This window comes from Bradyrhizobium sp. th-b2 (assembly GCF_000426785.1).
Taxonomy (GTDB): Bacteria; Pseudomonadota; Alphaproteobacteria; order Rhizobiales; family Xanthobacteraceae; genus Bradyrhizobium; species Bradyrhizobium septentrionale.
Window position 1 is genome coordinate 100,039 of record NZ_KE384570.1, and the last position, 17,932, is coordinate 117,970.

The following is a 17,932-nucleotide window of genomic DNA, read 5'->3' on the forward strand; positions in this document are numbered from 1 at the left end:
AGCCGCAGGACGACAGCCTTAACAGAAGGTTAGTATCGCAACTGGGGGGCGGCAGGTCCATGTCCGCGGCGAGAGTGCGTCAGCCAAAGCCGGGATAACGTTAACTTGGCTGAACGATCCACAGCCGTTTGGCGTTGTCGGGCATCAACTGCTGCGTGGCGGGTGATTGCGGAACCAGGCGGCTCCGCGTCACACCTGCGATTGCAGTCCACGATATAACCTGCCGCAGGCCATCGGAGCCAACCGGCGGGCCGATCACCAAGCGAGGGAGAACGACCATGAGCGACAACGCGCGTGACCATTTCGAGATTCCCAAATTCGAAATCCCCACGGACATGCGATCGATGGCCGAGGCGAGCTTTGATCAGGCGCGCAAGGCGTTCGAGCAGTTCGTGACCAACGCCAGGGACACCGCCGGCAAGATCGAGGAGCGCAACGCGGAGATGCGTGCCGGCGCCAAGGACCTTTCCGCCAAGGCGCTGTCCTATGCGGAAAGGAACGTGCAGTCGTCGCTGGACTACGCCCAGTCGCTGCTCAAGGCCAAGGACCTCAACGAGGTCATGCGGCTGCACAGCGAATATGTGCAGGGCCAGATGCGCTCGCTCGCCGAGCAGGCCAGCGAGATGGGCCAGGCCGTCAGCCGCGCCGCGATGGATGCGGTCAAGCCCAAGAACTGATGAAGAACTGACGGAGAACTGACGGCGGCTGACCGCGGCCGACCTTGGTGCACCCAGCCCCGGTCGGCCGCGGTACCCCTATATTCCGCCACATAAAAATAACGCGTCGCACACGATCTTACGTTGCGTTGCACAAAATTGACATGATATGGGTGTTTATTAGGCGGGCCCAACACAAAGGGCACTCCCGTGAATCGAAGGCAGCGTGATCCATTTCAGCGCTCCCGGCCTCTTTGGCTCCGGGGCGTCCGCAATGGTCACATCTACTCACCCGTTGCGAAGGATTACACGTATGACCAACCCGTCCGATCCGTTTTCCGCCTCGATCATCCCGTTCGAGGTCCCCGAGCAGATGCGTGCGTTCGCTGAAAAGGGCGTGCTGCAGGCCCGCGACAGCTACGCCAAGTTCAAGGATGCTGCCGAGACCCACAACTCAACCGTCGAGGCCGTGTTCACCTCGGTGAGCAAGGGCGCCAGCGAGTATTCGGCCAAGCTGATCGAGTTCTTCAAGGCCAACACCACCTCGTCGCTCGACTTCGCCCAGGAGCTGTTCAGCGTGAAGTCGCCGACCGAAGCGGTCGAGCTGTGGACGTCGCAAGCCCGCAAGCAGTTCGAGACCTACACCGCGCAGGCCAAGGAACTGGCCGAGCTCGGCCAGAAGGTCGCCGCTGAGGCCGCCGAGCCGATCAAGGCCAACGCCTCGAAGTTCTACAAGCCGGCCGCCTGAGCGTAGCCCACAAGAGACCAGCGAAAGGCCCGGGCCAAGGCGGTCCGGGCCTTTCTGCTTGAAAATCGGTTATCCAACGGCGTGAAATGCGGGCCGAAAGCCCGCGTTAAAGCCTTGCCAAAGCGCGGCGTTGCACCTAGTTTCCGCCCGAAATCGCCGCCCCCCTTCGGGTCGGGGCGTTGCGTCAGGATGCAGTTGTAGCTCAGTTGGTTAGAGCGCCTGTCTGTGGAACAGGAGGTCGGTGGTTCGAGCCCACCCAACTGTACCAGTGAAATCAACATCTTGTTCTGGTATTCGCTCGAACCCGTTAGCTACTGCCATGTCGCCAATTGCGCGGCAAGACAAGCGGGGTGTGGCGAAGTTGCGCCTTGATAATATTGCTGTTTTCACGCCCGAGGCCGAAAGGCAGGAGTCCGTGAAAACCCGTTTAACTGTTTTTAAAACAGGAGGTCAATGGCTCAATAGGCAAAACTATTCAGCAAAATCAATATGTTGTCTCCGTATGCTCGATCAGATAGCTACCATGTAGCTACTATGACGGCGTGAAAACTGCGGCCTTGTTTTCTGTAGTCGAAAAGCCTCGGCAAACCGATCGATGACCTGCTCATGCGCACGCGCCGGGGTGCACACCAATTTGCAAAACCGGTAGTGCCGAAGCGCTCCGAGTAACCGAACTCCTACATCGTGGAAGTGAGTGGAGTCTTCGTCGTCGAAGACGATGGAGCCGACTTTCTCTAGAGCAGACGTTCCGGGCGATGCAGGGCGGCCAACGGCTCGACAAAAGCTCTCCCGGATTCGGGTTGGGTTTTTCGATCACGCGCGAGCTCGCCGAACTTTACGCCAAATCGCTTGCTCTGGACCGCCGTCAGGAGGACTTCGGGTAGCGATATGTCTGCCTCCCGCTGGTCTCGACTGGCCGATGATGCTCTCCGGAACGGTGACGTCGAGCGTCACGCTTTGCGCCCTGCCTCCAGCACCATTGATCTCGTCCACTGCGGCGGAAAAGGCCATCGCGCGGCGAGCCGCAAGCGTGACCTTGGCGCCGTTGCTGGCGAGGAAGCGCGAGAAATGACGGCCGAAGCCGCTCGAGCCACCGGTCACCATGTGCTGATTGGTGACTTCGAACACTGGCACCTCCCGGAAATTCGGTTTGAGGTGAAATGGTCGGGATCACGAGGCCCGCCACTTCCGTTCGGCCTCGTCCCACGCCGCCAACGGCTGCAGATCCGGAACCCAGGCAAGCCCGGTTTTGCCGTCGGACGAGATCGCCTCAGGCGTGACGACCATGTCGAGAAGCGCCGGGCGGTTGGCGAGAGCGCGCTGGATCGCCGGTCCGAGCTGCTCTTCGGTTTCCACGCGCTCGGCATGCATGCCGAATGATCGTGCCATTCCTGCATAATCCGCATCCTGCAAGCGGGTGCCGACCACCTTGCCATGGGTAACGGTCTGGTCGTGCACTTCGATCTGCCAGGCGCTATTATTGGCTATGACGATCAGGACGGGTGCCTTGTGGCGAACGGCGGTGTCAATCTCGATGGCGTTGAACCCGAACGCGCCGTCGCCGGTCGCTACCACCACTGGCTTTTCGGGAAAGGCGAGGCTGGCAGCGATGCCGTAGGGCACGCCGATGCCGATACAGCCGAAGGGGCCGGGATCAAGCATTAGCGGCGCACTCAGTCCGACGCGGGCAAAGGCGAGGAAATCGCCGCCATCGGTGATCACGACTGAGTCGTTGCCGATAGCCTGCTGAAGGGCCGATAGCACCTTGTTGGGATGCAGCTTGCCATCTGATCCTTTGGGGGCGTTCGCCATGCTCTGCTGCAGCTTCTTGGCGCGCTCATCATGTCCGCTGCGCAGTTTCGCGGCCCATTGCCGATCGACTTTGGATTCGCGATTTCCCGCATGCTCGACCATCGAGCGCAGGGTCTCGGCGGGAGAGGCGAAGATCTCGACCGCGCCGCGGCGATTGTCCCTCATCTCCGAGGGAGTATCACCGATGCGGACAAATTTCGCGCCTTGAAATACCGAAGGCGACCCGTAGGCGAGCTGGAAGTCGAGGCGCCGACCAACGGTCAGAACGACGTCGGCATCGCTCATGACAGCGCCGCGCATGGCGCCGACAACGGAAGGATGGCTATCGGGTACCAGGCCGCGGCTCTCGCCGGTGTCGAGGTAAACGGCGCCGAGCCGGTCGAGCAGAGCGATCAGTTCAGGTCCGGCGCCGCGTGCGCCTCGGCCGGAAATGACCAGCACGCGGCGGGCTGACCACAAGAGGTCAACGGCCCTTTCCACCTCGACCGAATTCGGGCGCGTAACGGTGCGGGGCTTGGCGGAGAGATGCTCCTCAAGCTGCAAAGCCTTCGGCACGATGCCGCGCAACGTATCGGTCGGGAAATCGATGTAGGAAGGACCGGGTTCTCCGCCGTCACCGAAAGCACGCGAGATCGCTTCATCCAGTTCCTGCAGTAGTAGTGACGGTTCGCGGACGGTTCGGGCGTAGCGGGTAATCGAACGCACTAACTGGGTGTGATCCATATCCTGGAGACCTCCGCGGTTCTCTTGCGGACGGGGGTTGCCTCCGGAGATCACCAGCACCGGCGCGCGAGAAACATGTGCATTGGCGATACCGGTAATAGCATTAGTCATTCCGGGCCCGGCTGTCACCAGCGCTACGCCGAGTTCGCCGGTCAGCTCTGCATGAGCTTGGGCCATGTGGACCGCCGCGCGCTCGTCGCGGACATCGATGATCCGGATGCCCTCAGCATCGAGCCGCATCCAGATCGGCATGATGTGCCCGCCGCACAGCGCAAATACGCGCGTGATGCCACGACGCTTCAGCAGACGCGCGATCAGATCGGCGGCGCTATCGGGAAGGACTTTCATGGTGCGACTCCATTGGTGTCAGGGGTTAGAATCAAGTCGGTGCAAGCCAGGCGACGAGCAGTGAGACGGTTAAGACGGCGAAGACGTGCGAAGCCAGGATCGAGCCGGAGGTAACGCCGGCTTCGAGGCCGTAGAGTTTAGCAATCGTAAAAGGCCCCGATCCGATCGGCAGCGCGCTCAGGATGACGGCCGAGTGCGACCACAGCGGTGGCACCGAGAAGACGTAGAAAGCGAGGAATGCCGTAACAGCCGGCTGCAGGATCAGCTTCAGTGTGACGAGAATGCCGATCGACCTGAAGTCGGTGCTCACCACGCGCTCTTGCGCGAGAAACAGCCCGATACAAACCAGCGCTGCCGGAGAGGCGGCACCGCCGAGCAAGGCGGTAAAACTTTCGAACGGCGCCGGCACCTTCAGCCCGCTCAGGCCTACCGCAAGGCCGGCGACCGGCGCGACCAGCAGCGGGCTGCGTAGCACCGAGACGATCACCCGGGCACCGGTTGACCAGATACTACCGCCCCGCTGCAGATCGATCTCGACGATGACGACGGCAAACAGAAACAGCACGCAGGCAGTGAAAAGGGTGGCGATGATCGATACAGGTGCGCTCTCCGGGCCGAACACCAAAAGGCACATAGGTATTCCCATGAAGCCGACATTGCTGTAGCCGGCGTCCAGTCCCTCAATGCTGGCATTGGCGACGTGGCGGCCGCGAAAGCGGCTAATGATAAACGCCGCGGCAAAACTCACAGCAAAGCCGCCGCAAAATGCGCCAGCGAATCCGAACTGGCGTACCTGGTCCGGTGTAATCTTCGACATCGCAACAAACATCAGCGAAGGCAGCGCCAGATAGACCGCGAAGCGGTTCAGATTGTCGGTAGCCGTCCGATCAAACACGCTGAAATAGCCGCAGATGAACCCGGTCAGGATCAGCGCGAAGACTGGTAATGCAGAGTTCAGTACGGCGTGCATGGTGCGCGGAGCCCGGAGAATGATGGTTCGGCTGAACCACCATGATCAGTTCGAATACTTCTTCTTCAACTCGCGATGGAGGACCTTGCCGGTCGCGTTGCGCGGCATCTCGCTTTCGGCAATGAAAGCGTAGGACCGTGGCCGCTTGTATCCGGCCAGGCGCTCCTTCGACCATTCCTGCAAGTCGGTCTCGTTTAGCGTGACGCCGTCGTGCAGTACGATCACGGCGTGAACGCGCTCGCCCCATTTCTTGTCCGGCAAGCCGATGACCGCGACGTCCTTGACCAACGGGTGCGCACCAACGAGGGATTCGACTTCGGAGGGATAGATGTTCTCTCCGCCGGAAATGATCATGTTGCTCTTGCGATCGGACAGGTGGATGTAACCGTCGTCATCGCGACGGGCCATGTCGCCGACCGAGCAATAGTCACCGCGGAACGCTTCCTTGGTCTTCTCCGGGAGGCGCCAATAGCTGTCGAACGTGTGCGCGTTGCAGGAGTACAGCTCGCCGGCCTGCCCGTCCGGCACTTCGTTTCCGGCTTCGTCCAGAATCTTGATCGGCGCGGCGCCCACGCATTCGCGACCGACCGATCCGAGTTTCGTGAACTGTTCGTGCGGATGCAGCATGGTCACCCAGCCGGTTTCGGTCGCGCCATAAAGTTCGAACAGGCCGGAATTGGGAAACATCCCCATGACTTCGCGCTTGGTCTCGGGGCGCGCGGGCGCCGACGAGATCATCAGTTTGGTCACGGCGTCATAATTGTACTTGTCGCGAACGGCCTTCGGCAGGCCGAGCATCATGATGTAGTGAGTCGGCACCAGTGAAGTGAAGGTTGAGCCCCCCTCGGCCAGCGTCCGGACAAAGTGTTCTGGATCGAAGCTCTTGCGTGAATAGATCGAATTGACGCCGCCGCAATATCCGAACGAGCCAAAGAAATTGAGCGAGTTCGCATGGCACATCGGCATCACGAGAAGCGCGCCATCATTGCGGTGCAGACCGAGTTCAATTTCGGTGACCATCGACAGGAGCACGGCGCTGCGATGACTGCGCACCACCCCCTTTGGGTTACCTGTTGTGCCGGATGTGTACATGAGCGTCCAGGGGTCCGACAGCGTGACGATCGTTGTCGGTTCACGGGCGCTGCCGGCCGCGAGAAAGTCCTCATAGGCACGGTAGCCGGCTGGACATGGGCCGGCGCCGAAGTGAATGAAACGGTCTGCCTTGATCGGCAGATCTTTGCGGATTTCCTCGACTACGCCGGCGAGTTCGTCCTGGACGATCAGCGCTGCAGCCTCCGCGTTGTCGACAATGAATTGGACTTCTTTGCCGATCAGGCGAAAGTTGATGGGGAGAGCAACGAGACCGGCCTTCGCGGTGGCGGCAAATATTTCAGACCATTCGACGCAGTTGTAAGCGAGAATGGCCACCCGGTCGCCCTTTGCAAGACCGAGACCGAGCAGGGCGTTGGCGAGGCGGCACGAGCGTTCGTTCCATTGCGAGAATGTCATCGAACGATCGAGGTCGCGGGTGCCAACCCGGTTGGGGGTGACCCGCGAATGCACCGAAAGCATTTGTCCGAAGTTCAGGAGATCTTTCACGTTCCGCTCCTCAAGTCTCAAGCGCGAAGCAAGGGGTGGTTGATTACAGGAGTCCAATCGAGAACCATGGAACGATTGCAATCACGATGGTTCCGATCAGTAGCGCGAGGATGTAGCCGAGCATCGGCCTGATGCCTTCGTCGGGATGGATCCTGCTGATCGCACATGCCGCGTAGTAGCCGACGCCGAAAGGCGGAGCGAACAGGCCGATACCCATCGCGAGGATGACGACCATCGCGTAGTGCACTTCGTGGACACCGACCTGTTTGGCGATCGGGAAGAGCAGGGGACCAAACAGAACGATCGCCGGGATACCTTCCAGAACGCTACCCAGAATGATGAAGGCAACAATCGTGACCGCCAAGAACATCAGGGGTCCACCGGGAAGCCCGGTCATCATCGTCGCGAGAGCTGACGAAAATCCGGATTGCGTGAGCGCCCAGGCCATTCCGGTGGCGGCGCCAATGATGAGCAGGATCGCGCCCGACAGCGAAGCCGTCTCGACCAACATTGGATAGAGCCGGCTCCAGTCGAATTTTTGATAGATCAAGAGACCAGCTAGTGCCGAGTAGATAATGCCAATCGTGGAGACTTCGGTCGCCGTGGCAACGCCACCGACCACCGCCGCGCGTATGACGAAAGGCAACGCGATAGCCGGCAGTGCGATCAGCAACGCGCGTCCGATTTCGTTCGCTGTGGCGCGTTTGACGTGAGAGAGGTCGTCGTTACGATAACGGCGCCAGACCACACCGCATAGCATGACTGCGAGGACGAGTCCCGGCAACAACCCGCCGGTAAAAAGCGCCGCGATCGATACGCCGGTTACCGATCCGATCGTGATCAGCACGAGACTCGGTGGAATTGTTTCGGTCTGCGCGCCGGTTGCGGACAGCAGCGCCACCAGATCGCCGGGCTTGGCGCCGCGCTTGATCATTTCCGGAAACAGCACCGGTGCGACGGCCGCCATGTCGGCCGCCTTCGCACCTGAAATTCCGGAGACGAGGTACATCGCCGCAACCAGCACATATTGCAGGCCACCGCGGACGTGGCCGAGCAGGCTGGCCAGGAAACCGACCATCGCACGCGCCATGCCGGTCATCTCGATCAGCAAGCCGAGGAAGACGAACAGCGGCACGGACAGCAGTATCAGATGGCTCATTCCTTCGTCCATTCGCCCGACCACGACCGTCGCCGGCGTTGACGTGGTCAGAGTAATGAAAGCGAAGGTGGCCAGACCGAACGCAAAGGCGATCGGCACCGCAGCGAATACCATCACCGCCACCAGTCCGACGAAGAAGATCAGAAGATTGATGTTGCCGAGCGGGATCAGGACGGGGCTCAACAAGGTGAGCCCGCCGCCGACCCCGACTACGAGCGCGACCGCGACGCCGGTCAGCTTCCAGTCGCCGATCGCCGCCAGGCGTAACACCGCGAACAGGGTCATCAGGCCGAGTCCGATGGGAAGGGCCGCTGCCCGCCAACCATTGGAAATGTCGAGTGCGGGAGTCGTGACGACGATTTCGTCGGTCGCGAATTCCCAGGCCGGGTGGAGCACCAGGAGCAGGAATGCGAGCGGAGCCGTAATCGCCAGCACGTCGAGCAGCGCTCGGGTCTTCGGTTTCAGCATGCCGATGATTGCCGTCATTCGCATGTGTTCGGCTCGCTGAAACGCCAGCACGGCGCCCAGCATCGCCAGCCATAGAAACAGAATGCCGGCCAGTTCGTCGGTCCAAATCAGCGGCTTCCGGAACAGATAGCGGGAGGAGACGCCGGCGAAAAGTACGACGATTTCCGCGACGACCAGCGCCGCCGCGGCCACCCCAACGAGCGAGGCGAGAAGCCGCTCGATCCTTCGCAAAGTGCCGGCCGCGCCCTTCTCGGGGAGCGTCGAACCGGCGGTCATTTCCTCCACGATGTGCATGGCGTCACCCGATGTTGCCGGCGTATTTCTGCAACAGGGCCCACGCTTCGTCGCCGAACTTGGCCTTGGCATCCTTGTAGAACGACGTCTTGGCAAGCACCGCCTGGAAAGCTTCAGCGTTGGTGGTGTTGAAGGTCAGACCCTTCGATTCGAGTTCTTTCTGATAGTCTGCGTTGGCCTTGACGATGTCGTCACGCTGCTTCTTGGCCGCCGCGTTGAAATGCTTTTGCAAGACTTCCTGCACGTCCTTCGGAATGGTCCTCCAGACCTTGCCGCTCGAAATCAGCCAGAAGCCGTCCCAAGAGTGATTGGTGAGCGAGCAATACTTCTGGACCTCGTAGAACTTTGCGGATTCGATCAGCGCCAGTGGATTTTCTTGGCCATCAGCGATCTTGGTCTGCAACGCGGAATAGGCCTCGTTGAGCGGGATGCTGACCGGCGCGGCGCCAAAGGCGGAGAAGATCGCAACCCAAAGCGGCACGACAGGGACGCGAATCTTGAAGTTGGCGAGGTCTTCCGGTGTCTTGATCGGGCGCGTGCTGCTGGTGATCTGACGAAAGCCATTGTCCCACACCGCTTCGAAGGGCGTCAGGCCGACCTTTTCGATATTGCCGCGAATGAACTTGCCGACTTCGCCGTCCATCGCAGCCCACACCTTGTCGTAGTTGGTGAAGGCGAAGCCGACGCCGGTCAGAGATGCCGTCGGAATCAACGTCGACATCACGGTGCCAGGCATGGTGGCCAGCTCCAGCGCGCCGGAGCGAAGCTGGGTCATCATGTCGGTATCACTGCCGAGCTGATTGTTGGGGAACAGGTTGATCGCGACCTGTCCCTTGGTCTCCGCGGTAATCGCCTCGATGGCTTCCTTGAGCCGCACGTTGACCGAGTGCGTGGCGGGCAGGTCGTTGCCGAACTTCAGTTTCAGCGGCGCAGCCTGGGCCAGCACGGCGGGACTTTTCAGGAGCGAGGCCGCGGCGGCGACACCGACAGTGGATCTCAAAAGCGTAAGACGGCTAACCGTGAGCATAAGTATCCTCCCATGTGGGCTCCGCGTTGGTGCGGTGCTATTGAGTTCGAATACCGAATTCATATTCTGAATTCGAATTCGATGCAATGGATTTTGTTGCGTCGCGGTGTTATGAATCCGCACGACAGCCCGTTGGAGTCTGCATGCCTACCGTCCAAACCCAGCCGACCCTCGTGGAACAGGTTGTAAATGCTATCGTTTCCGAGATTATCGAAGGGGAACTGCCGTCCAATGCGCGCCTGATTCAGGACGATTTGGCTCGCGCTTACGGCGTGTCGCGGCAGCCGGTGCAGCAAGCCTTGCTGCTCTTGCGGGACCGCGGATTGGTGCGGGAGGCGCCAGGCCGGGGTTTGATTGTCTCGCCGATCGATCCCGATTTCGTTCGGAGGCTCTATGAGATCCGGGCCATGCTGGATGGATTGGCCGCGCGCCTAGCGGCCGAGCGCGGCGCCGGACGTGCCAAGATCGAGGGGTCGGCTTTCCTGGAAGCGGGACGTGCCGCGGTCGCGAGCGGATCACTGCACGAGCAAATCGAAGCCGATATGAAATTCCATGCCTTCATCAACGAGCTTTCGGAAAACTCATTGATCGGCGAGACGACCGCGCCGCACTGGCCGTATCTGCGCCGGGTCATGGGCGAAGTGTTGCGTGACGATGTGCAGATGCCGCAGACCATTCTGGGCGAGCATGTCGCGATCCTCGACGCGATCGTCGCCGGCGATGGTGACCGGGCAGAGGCGCTGAGCCGTGACCATATTTCGCGCGCAGCCAAGATATTCGTTCAAAGACTGCAAGCACAGCAGGCGGCCTCTGAACAAGAGGTGCGCCAACGCCGTACGCGGCGGATCAAGTAACCTGCAGCGACGCCGGCGGGGGGCATCTTAGGTTCAGTTTAGTTCTTTGGTGGCTTCCTACATAGGTGAGCAGAGTTGCTTGTGGTGAATACCCGCCGAGCAGAGCGTCACTGATCACGCAAGAGTTGACCACCATCTGACGCATGATTTGTTTGTATAGTTTAATCGACGCTCATCAGCGTCGGTAGTGCTGCCTTGAGCGTTGCCGGCCGCATCCGCCGCGTCTGCTTCTGGCCCCAAAGCGGACCGTCCTTAGGTCGGCTTTGACCAATTTGCTGGAAATGATGCTGCTCCGGCGGAGGGGGGCGGTGATTTCCTTAGGCACTTGCGGCTCGAGGACCGGCCCCACTCCCATTCCGGGATTTTTTTTCTGGTCCGGCGAGAATTTCAGTCCCAATGACTGAAGCGCACTAGAGTGGCTTACTAGACAAGCTCGGTATCTCAAGCGTTTATAGGAAACGTGTAAGCCGAGAGGCCAGGCCCTCTGCTGCGGCCGAGCATTATTTTTTAGGAGTTCGGTGCGGGCCAGCCGAAATCATCGAGCGTCAGACCACTTCCGTGATTGACCAACGCCAAGCAGGAAAGCCCGAGTCGACCTATCGCTCGCCAACGTCTCATACCCAACGGTTAGCACCGGGTAGACGAGCCAAGTCGACGACGACGGCGCCGAGTTATTCAGATTGTCCCCCTCGAAGAACGTCTCACCCAGGAAGCCAGAGAGCTACGCCAACGGGTCGAGAGCGGAAAGCATCGCCTAACCGAGCGGCTCATGCCCCTCGGTCCACGGGCTTTAATCTAGGAGGAGCCCGATGCCACGAACCATCACCATCACCCAATGGACGGCATTGAGGCTGCCTTTGTGTGCGCAGGGGCGGTGTCTTTTTGTGGCCTTGATCGCAAGCGTGGCTGGGCTCTTACTTGGATGAAGCCCGCCAGAGGGCCGCGTCGTACTTCGTGGTAGGCACAAACTGCACTGGAACCGTCTCAGCATTTCATTGCAAACGGCCACTGGAACTTTTTTTGCCACTATGTTCACTGGTGGACAGAACTAAACCCATTAATAGTGCTTTAATATGCCATCACCGCTCCGCTCGTGGCTACTATCGGTGATGTGAACGCCCGATTGCGCTCCCGCCAACATGCAGGGAGCAGCGCAGTGCAGCAGCGTCGTCATTTCAAGCAAACGCAGTCACTTGAACAACGTCTAGCTGACGAGGCGCAACGACTCCGCCAACAGGCTGGCGTGCTCGCACCTGGGGCAGACCGAGACGCCCTTTTGAAGAAGGCGCGACAGGCTGAGACTGGCGCACATATGAGTGAGTGGCTGGCAAGCGCCGAACTGAAGCCACCAACTTAGAACGCCATGAGCGCAAACCAACCTTGGACGCCAGAAGACGATCAACTGCTGCTCGAATTGAGGGCAGCCGGAAAGAGACCGACAGTGATCGCCAAGGCGCTTCGTCGATCAGAGGCATCAATCGTGGGGCGAACGTTAATCCTCAAGCACAAGCGAGAAGATGAGCGAGTCGAATAACACGATTTACGACCGCCTCGGTTGGCGGCCTCTTTCGCTTGGACATCGGACCAGCCCGTAATCCTATAGCTGGCACAAACTGCACTGGAGTTGCCGAATCTCCCCGGCGTAGACTACTCGTCCACGTGGGGTTGTGTCACTGTGGGTGACGTATTCTTCAAAATCTGGGCCGTGATCCTCGGCTTGAGCCCGATAGTCATCGTAGCGCTGGCCATGTTCGTGCGGTGACGATGGTAGCCGAACCGCTAAGCCCGCGTGAAAAGAAGCTCCTGCGGCGCATGGCTCTCGGGCGGCGTGACGCGGAGATTGCTGCACAGATCGGCGGGACCGAAGCACAAGTATCTGTCCAGCGCCTTCGCTTACTCAGGAAGCTGAAAATCCAATCTCAAGCGCAGCTCGTCGACGTAGCGGAAAAATTAGCTAGATGGCCGTCGTCGCCAATAGCTCCGCCACCGAGACCTGGCCCGCCCGCACCAAGCGGGCGGTAGATGGCCCCAGCAACTAGCCTTCCTTCACACAGGCCCCCAATGGTTGCTGGGGCCGCTTACCGTGAACTATGGTCAGACTGCGCTGGGCCGCGTGGGCACTATTTCCGTCCGACGCCCGCGCGCCAAGCAGGAGCAAGCAAATGGCGGCATACCTCATCGTCGAGCACATCATTACCGATGCGGCCAAGTTTGAAGAATACAGAGCCAAGGTCGCCCCCCTTATCGCAAAGCATGGTGGCCGCTATCTGACCAAGGGTGGAAGCCACAAAATGCCGGAGGGCGGGCATTGGAAACCCGAGCGAGTCGTCATCATCGAATTTCCGGACATGGACGCACTCACCCGTTGGTACGAGGCTCCCGAGTACCAACCGCTCATTGCTCTCCGCAAACAGTGCACAAGCGAACTCGACATGATGTTCACGCTCGAAGGCGCTTAGTGGCCCAAAGCGGTCATGCCGCTCGGTCAGCCCGACGTCCGCTTCTAAGTGAGAAGCGGGCACGGTCTTCAGGCGAGCTGACTTCCGTAATGACCCATACCGCCGTGGCAGGCGTCGTGTGCAACGTCACGCTCTCGGCTCTTGCAACAATAGGGTCATGCGGGGCGGCTCCTCGTCGAGGTGATAGGAACGGGCCCGAACCACGACCTCGCTGTCTGCCAGATTGTGGTGCTCGATACCCCGGCGCAGTTCGTGCCAATCACGGACGCGGAATGTCTCCACCCAGTGTGTCGAGTCGCTGACGTCACGCGACAGTGCCCAACCCACCGCACCGGCCCGATATCGGGACAGCCGGACGTCGGCCATGGCGGCGCGAAATGCCGTAGCGTTGGCCGGATCGATGCGGTAGCTGATCGCGAGCACCACCCGATGCCGGGCGCTGTACAAGAGCGGCAACATCTCCTCCGCGATCGACAGGGCGCGGGGAACCGCCAAGGCCGGAGCTGACGGATCGCCGATTTCAGCCGGGAGTTCTACCGCTCGCGTCAGGAGTGCGATAAGGCAGCCTCCCAGGCCCGCAGCGAGGATTGTTCCTGTGAGGCCCGCGTGCTCGCCGAGCAAGCCCCAAAGCAGCGCGCCCAGGCCCATGGCGCCGTTGTACATCGCTTGATAGAGGGCGAGCACGCGAGCGCGCACCCACGGCGCCGCCGCCAACTGCACCGTCGCCTGCAAGTTCGAAGCGCCGATAATCCAGCCGAGGCCGAACACCAGCAGCGCCGGATACGCAGTCATTTTGCTGGGAATGAGGGCGAGGGGAATCAAAGCCACGCTGCATGCCGCGCCGGCGAGCGCGATCAGGTTGTTGCGCGAGATCAACTTGCGCAACAGGGGCACGATGAGCCCGCCCAGCACCGCGCCGGCGCCAATGACCCCCATCATCACTCCGAAGGACGCGGAGGAAAGCCCGAGCACCTGACGAACGTACAACGGCAGCAGCGCCCAGATCGCGCTAGCGCAGCCGAAGAACGCCGCTGAGCGGACCAGCGTGTTCCACACAACCGGCTCGGCCAGCGCATAGGCGAGGCCGACACGCATCGCCGAGCCGAATTGCTCGGGCGGGACATCACTCGACGTCTGTATACGCGGAAAGGTCAGCAAAATGCCGACGACCAGCGCAACGAAGGCGAAGGAAGCCGCGTTGGCCGCGAATGCGACCGTCGAACCGGCAATTGTCAGGATCAGCCCGCCCACCGCAGGGCCGACGGCGCGCGCGATATTGAACCCGACCGAGTTGAGGACCAGCGCCTGCGTCAATACCTGACGTGGCACCGTCAGCGGCACGGAAGCAGACCATGCTGGATTGTTCAACCCAGCACCTACCGCCAAGAGGGCTGTCAGCGCCAGGAGGATGGTGGCATCAAGGCGACTCAGCGCCGCGACGATTGCCAGCGCAGTGGCCGCCACCAACATCAGCAAGTTCGTCAGGATCAGGTGGCGTCTGCGGTCCATCAGGTCAGCGAGCGCTCCGGCGGGCAGCGCAAGCAGAAACACCGGGAGCTGCGCGGCTGCCTGGACCAGGCTGACCATCATCGGGCTTGGCGTCAGGTCCGTCATGATCCACGCGCTGGCCGTGTTCTGGATCCAGGTCCCCAGAGCAGACACAGTGTTGGCCAGCCACAGCCAGCAAAACGCATGGCTTGCGAATGGTGCCCAGGCAGAATGCGCCGTGTCAGGACCGGGGCCCTGCGGGGTCTGCTGTTCGTGCTGAGAAGTCATCTTTCGATGATACCAACCCGGTTTACGACGGTTGTCCCACATCTACCGCTGGCGTGGATCCACGTGGATCAAAGCCAGCGTCAGCTTCTGCCCCGCCGCGGACGAAGACCGACACTGCTTCTTTGACGATCTCAAAGCCGCTGGCAGTCAATTCCTTGAGAATGCTCCTCGCCAAATGCGAGCATTCTTCGGGGTTGATCCAGGTCGCTTCCCGAAACGCCTTCCAGTTGTCTTAGCGTTCACGGTCTCCGGCTTTGGCTTGAGTCCCTCTTAGCCCTTCTCGGACCTCATAGCGCAGTCACCCTTGGCTCAATTTGAGCCGTGCCGGTCCCGGCTTTGTGCGCCACGGGCGAATGGTTCTTGTTGATTTAGATCAATCATGCCCCAGCCGTCGCTCGTGTTGTTAAGGCAACGAGGATTGGCCATGGCTCGACATGACAGGGTTTTTGTCGTCTGGGTCGCCGGGACGTTTCTTCTGGCACTCGGCGCGATTTATATTTTACTTTTCAGCATGTGAGAGCCGTAGAAATACGGAGCCGCAAATCGATAGCTCCCTCGTCAAATCGCGCGGGTTCCTTTAGTGGCAATCTGGTATCAATTTACAAAGTTCTCTCAAAGCTTGTGGCGAGGCCGCCCCGCGATGGTTTTTAGTTGCGTCGGCTTGATTGTTAAATTCATCGCCGTCGTGGGCGTCACGCTTTCGATTTCGGTCGCCAGGGCCTCGGTGACTCCGAAGCGGGTCATCGTCCTTCAGTCAAATGGGCAGGATTTTAAGCCGTGGAGCGACTACGTCAGGACATTCCGACAGGAGCTTGAGCAGCAATCATCATTACCGATGGTGATACAGCATTTTCCGGTCGCGCTTGGCCCAGGTGGCGAAGGTGCTGAGAGGCAGCTCTCCGCCTATCTCGATAGGCTTTTCTCTGGCGGTACGCCCGACCTCTTGGTTGCTTTTGGCGCGCCTGCCGCTGCCTTCCTGCAACGACACCGAACGGAATTATTCCCCACCGTACCCGCGCTGCTCGCGGCAATCGACGAAAGACGCGTCCAGCAAATGCGCCTCACCGGGAACGATGCGGTGGTGGCGGTTTGGATTGATATTCCGTCCCTTTTCGAAAATATCGTTCGCGTCTTGCCCGAGACGAAAAACGTCGCTGTCGTTATCGGAAACTCATCCAACGAGGGATTCTGGGTTGACGAGATACGGAGCCGCCTCCAACCCATGAAGGAGCGTATCAATCTTCTCTTTTGGAACGAACTGTCGTTCGAGGAGATTCTGAAGCGCGCAGCGGTGCTTCCGAAGGACAGCGCGATTTTCTGGATCCAGCCGCAAGTCGATGTGACAGGGGCAACTCACGATGGCGAGCAGGCACTCAAGCGGCTTCATGCTGTGGCAAATGCCCCAATCTTTTCTCACGACGACGCCTTTTTCGGTGACGCAATCGTAGGCGGACGGATGACTTCTGTATTGCAGGGATCTCGCGCCGCGGCGGCGGTCGCTGTCAAAATACTTGGCGGAGAGAAAGCGGGAGAAATCAAGACCCCTGCATTGCTGTACGAGGCGGCCAAATACGATTGGCGCGAACTAAAGCGATGGGGCATTCCTGAGGGAAGGCTGCCGGAAGGCAGTAAAGTTCTTTTTCGTCAACCATCGGCTTGGGAACTCTATCGATGGCAGGTTCTTGCGGTTTGCTCCGCCCAACTAATTCAGACGACTCTGATCTTCCGCTTGCTCTTTGAGAAACGCGGACGTGTGCTTGCCGAAGTTCAAGCGCGGCAACGCTCATCGGAGTTGGCTCACATCAATCGCTTCTCGATGGCCGGTGAGCTCACCGCGACGATCGCGCACGAACTCAACCAACCGCTCGGCGCTATTCTAACCAATGTAGAAACTGCGGAACTGATCGTTAAGTCTCCGGTGATCGATCCAAAACAGATCGGCGAGATTCTCGCTGACATTCGCCGGGACGACATGCGCGCCGCCGATGTTATTGGTCGGTTGCGAACTCTAATCAAGAGAACTCCCTTTGAGTTGAAAGATGTTGATCTCAACGACACTGCCCGGGAAACCGTTCAGTTTCTTTCAGCCCTAGCGGTTGGGCGGGAAGTTGAGTTGATAAGTCTAGTTGCGCCGATGCCCCTCTCCGTCCAGGGTGATCCAATCCAGCTCCAACAGGTCGTCCTGAACCTGATCGTCAACGCTATGGATGCGATGTCAGGTATGCCCAGCACCGAAAGGCGTATCAAAGTGTCAACGTCACGCGATGGCAGTTCTGCCTGTCTCTCCGTATCTGACGTCGGTCCGGGCATTCCCGCTGATCAGCTCAAGCAGGTGTTTGAACCATTTTTCACGACAAAGCCGAAAGGCATGGGCATGGGCCTTTCGATCGCGAGAACTATCGTCGAAACTCACAGCGGACAGATATCTGCTGAAAATCTGGCCGGGCGGGGCGCAGCTTTTCATATAACACTACCACTTGCGAAACAGCCGAAATGACCTCAATTGGCCCTTTGCTGACTTTCACTTAGGCATCCCTCGATGTCTGTTTTAGAGGGCAACCCGAACCTAGCTATCCCCGCATGCGCGTACCAGATCTATGAATACAGGCCCTTAGTTCTCTGCGAGCATTGTTATTGAGCAGAACTAATTTTGTTGGCGGATCGACTGTCTTTTACGCGATCTCAATCAGCATGCGGACCCGCTGGCGTTCTACGCCGGCTCTCTCGTGGCCGAGAGTCTAGAAGATCCGGGAGCGGTGACACTTGGGGATGCGGCTCGGTGGCTGGTAGCTGGCATATTCGTCAGATCGCAGAATATCTGCTTTTGACCCAAACCACTCATCATGAACGACGCGAAACGTTCCGTCATTGACCTGCCCGCGCGGTGCCGTTTTGAGTCGGGTTGGGTTGGAGTGCATTGCAATGACCAACCACCGAACGACGGTAGGCGCACATGCCTATGCGAACTTCTTCAGTACCGCGCTGAAGCGAACGCTGCGCTTGCCGACAAGCGCAGTCGCTTCCGCGATCGCGCCTTCG

At 59.8% G+C, this 17,932-nt stretch carries 14 protein-coding genes and 1 tRNA gene; 8 read left to right on the top strand and 7 right to left on the bottom strand.

The window, feature by feature from the left end; genetic code table 11:
* Positions 1-278 precede the first annotated feature (278 nt).
* The 3 genes from K359_RS0149770 (at position 279) to K359_RS0149780 (ending at position 1,672) form a co-directional block, all read left to right on the top strand.
* Complete coding sequence (locus tag K359_RS0149770) at positions 279-677, top strand: phasin family protein (RefSeq protein WP_029085549.1); 399 nt, start codon at positions 279-281, stop codon at positions 675-677.
* A gap of 292 nt (positions 678-969) precedes the next feature.
* The gene (locus tag K359_RS0149775) at positions 970-1,404 is read left to right on the top strand and encodes a phasin (RefSeq protein ID WP_029085550.1); all 435 of its coding nucleotides are present in this window, start codon (positions 970-972) and stop codon (positions 1,402-1,404) included.
* A 191-nt stretch (positions 1,405-1,595) separates the two neighbouring features.
* Positions 1,596-1,672 (top strand) — tRNA-His (locus tag K359_RS0149780).
* 545 nt (positions 1,673-2,217) lie between these two features.
* Here the strand turns inward: K359_RS0149780 and K359_RS60890 are convergent.
* Genes K359_RS60890 through K359_RS0149810 form a run of 6 tightly spaced genes read right to left on the bottom strand, consistent with a single transcriptional unit; the run spans position 2,218 to position 9,804 of the window.
* Positions 2,218-2,532 (bottom strand): SDR family NAD(P)-dependent oxidoreductase, encoded by a 315-nt coding sequence (locus K359_RS60890; protein ID WP_198031307.1) that lies wholly within the window; start codon positions 2,530-2,532, stop codon positions 2,218-2,220.
* Positions 2,533-2,574: 42 nt separating this feature from the next.
* Entirely contained in the window at positions 2,575-4,287 is a 1,713-nt protein-coding gene (locus tag K359_RS0149790) for a thiamine pyrophosphate-binding protein (protein ID WP_029085551.1), read from the bottom strand.
* Between the two features lie 31 nt (positions 4,288-4,318).
* Entirely contained in the window at positions 4,319-5,257 is a 939-nt protein-coding gene (locus K359_RS0149795; protein WP_029085552.1) for an AEC family transporter, read from the bottom strand.
* Positions 5,258-5,302: 45 nt separating this feature from the next.
* The gene (locus K359_RS0149800; protein ID WP_029085553.1) at positions 5,303-6,856 is read right to left on the bottom strand and encodes an AMP-binding protein; all 1,554 of its coding nucleotides are present in this window, start codon (positions 6,854-6,856) and stop codon (positions 5,303-5,305) included.
* 43 nt (positions 6,857-6,899) lie between these two features.
* Positions 6,900-8,777, bottom strand: coding sequence for a TRAP transporter large permease subunit (locus K359_RS0149805; protein WP_371261273.1), 1,878 nt, complete (start codon positions 8,775-8,777; stop codon positions 6,900-6,902).
* A 4-nt stretch (positions 8,778-8,781) separates the two neighbouring features.
* Positions 8,782-9,804, bottom strand: a complete 1,023-nt coding sequence (locus tag K359_RS0149810) for a TRAP transporter substrate-binding protein (protein ID WP_029085555.1) — start codon at positions 9,802-9,804, stop codon at positions 8,782-8,784.
* Positions 9,805-9,947: 143 nt separating this feature from the next.
* On the opposite strand from K359_RS0149810, the gene K359_RS0149815 reads away from it, so the two are divergent.
* The 4 genes from K359_RS0149815 (at position 9,948) to K359_RS0149820 (ending at position 13,117) form a co-directional block, all read left to right on the top strand.
* A complete protein-coding gene (locus K359_RS0149815; protein ID WP_029085556.1) occupies positions 9,948-10,658 on the top strand; it encodes a GntR family transcriptional regulator in 711 nt (236 codons plus the stop codon).
* Positions 10,659-12,021: 1,363 nt separating this feature from the next.
* Positions 12,022-12,192 carry a Myb-like DNA-binding domain-containing protein gene (locus K359_RS66695; protein WP_165127656.1) on the top strand — a complete coding sequence of 57 codons (171 nt, stop codon included), beginning with the start codon at positions 12,022-12,024 and terminating at the stop codon, positions 12,190-12,192.
* Between the two features lie 230 nt (positions 12,193-12,422).
* Positions 12,423-12,680 carry a helix-turn-helix transcriptional regulator gene (locus K359_RS66700; RefSeq protein ID WP_084518886.1) on the top strand — a complete coding sequence of 86 codons (258 nt, stop codon included), beginning with the start codon at positions 12,423-12,425 and terminating at the stop codon, positions 12,678-12,680.
* A 140-nt stretch (positions 12,681-12,820) separates the two neighbouring features.
* Positions 12,821-13,117 carry a DUF1330 domain-containing protein gene (locus tag K359_RS0149820; RefSeq protein ID WP_029085557.1) on the top strand — a complete coding sequence of 99 codons (297 nt, stop codon included), beginning with the start codon at positions 12,821-12,823 and terminating at the stop codon, positions 13,115-13,117.
* A 126-nt stretch (positions 13,118-13,243) separates the two neighbouring features.
* Here the strand turns inward: K359_RS0149820 and K359_RS56845 are convergent, their stop codons facing one another.
* Complete coding sequence (locus tag K359_RS56845; protein WP_084518887.1) at positions 13,244-14,935, bottom strand: MFS transporter; 1,692 nt, start codon at positions 14,933-14,935, stop codon at positions 13,244-13,246.
* Positions 14,936-15,473: 538 nt separating this feature from the next.
* Between K359_RS56845 and K359_RS0149835 the strand changes: the two genes are divergently transcribed.
* Entirely contained in the window at positions 15,474-17,390 is a 1,917-nt protein-coding gene (locus tag K359_RS0149835; protein ID WP_245284983.1) for a sensor histidine kinase, read from the top strand.
* The last annotated feature ends 542 nt before the right edge of the window (positions 17,391-17,932 follow it).

Excerpts from the sequence above, each read along its gene's own strand:
- K359_RS0149805 (WP_371261273.1), bottom strand. The coding sequence starts at position 8,777 with ATGCACATCGTGGAGGAAATGACCGCCGGTTCGACGCTCCCCGAGAAG.
- K359_RS0149815 (WP_029085556.1), top strand. The coding sequence starts at position 9,948 with ATGCCTACCGTCCAAACCCAGCCGACCCTCGTGGAACAGGTTGTAAAT.
- K359_RS0149790 (WP_029085551.1), bottom strand. The coding sequence starts at position 4,287 with ATGAAAGTCCTTCCCGATAGCGCCGCCGATCTGATCGCGCGTCTGCTG.
- K359_RS56845 (WP_084518887.1), bottom strand. The coding sequence starts at position 14,935 with ATGTGGGACAACCGTCGTAAACCGGGTTGGTATCATCGAAAGATGACT.
- K359_RS66695 (WP_165127656.1), top strand. The coding sequence starts at position 12,022 with ATGAGCGCAAACCAACCTTGGACGCCAGAAGACGATCAACTGCTGCTC.
- K359_RS0149820 (WP_029085557.1), top strand. The coding sequence starts at position 12,821 with ATGGCGGCATACCTCATCGTCGAGCACATCATTACCGATGCGGCCAAG.
- K359_RS0149775 (WP_029085550.1), top strand. The coding sequence starts at position 970 with ATGACCAACCCGTCCGATCCGTTTTCCGCCTCGATCATCCCGTTCGAG.
- K359_RS0149810 (WP_029085555.1), bottom strand. The coding sequence starts at position 9,804 with ATGCTCACGGTTAGCCGTCTTACGCTTTTGAGATCCACTGTCGGTGTC.
- K359_RS66700 (WP_084518886.1), top strand. The coding sequence starts at position 12,423 with ATGGTAGCCGAACCGCTAAGCCCGCGTGAAAAGAAGCTCCTGCGGCGC.
- K359_RS0149770 (WP_029085549.1), top strand. The coding sequence starts at position 279 with ATGAGCGACAACGCGCGTGACCATTTCGAGATTCCCAAATTCGAAATC.
- K359_RS0149795 (WP_029085552.1), bottom strand. The coding sequence starts at position 5,257 with ATGCACGCCGTACTGAACTCTGCATTACCAGTCTTCGCGCTGATCCTG.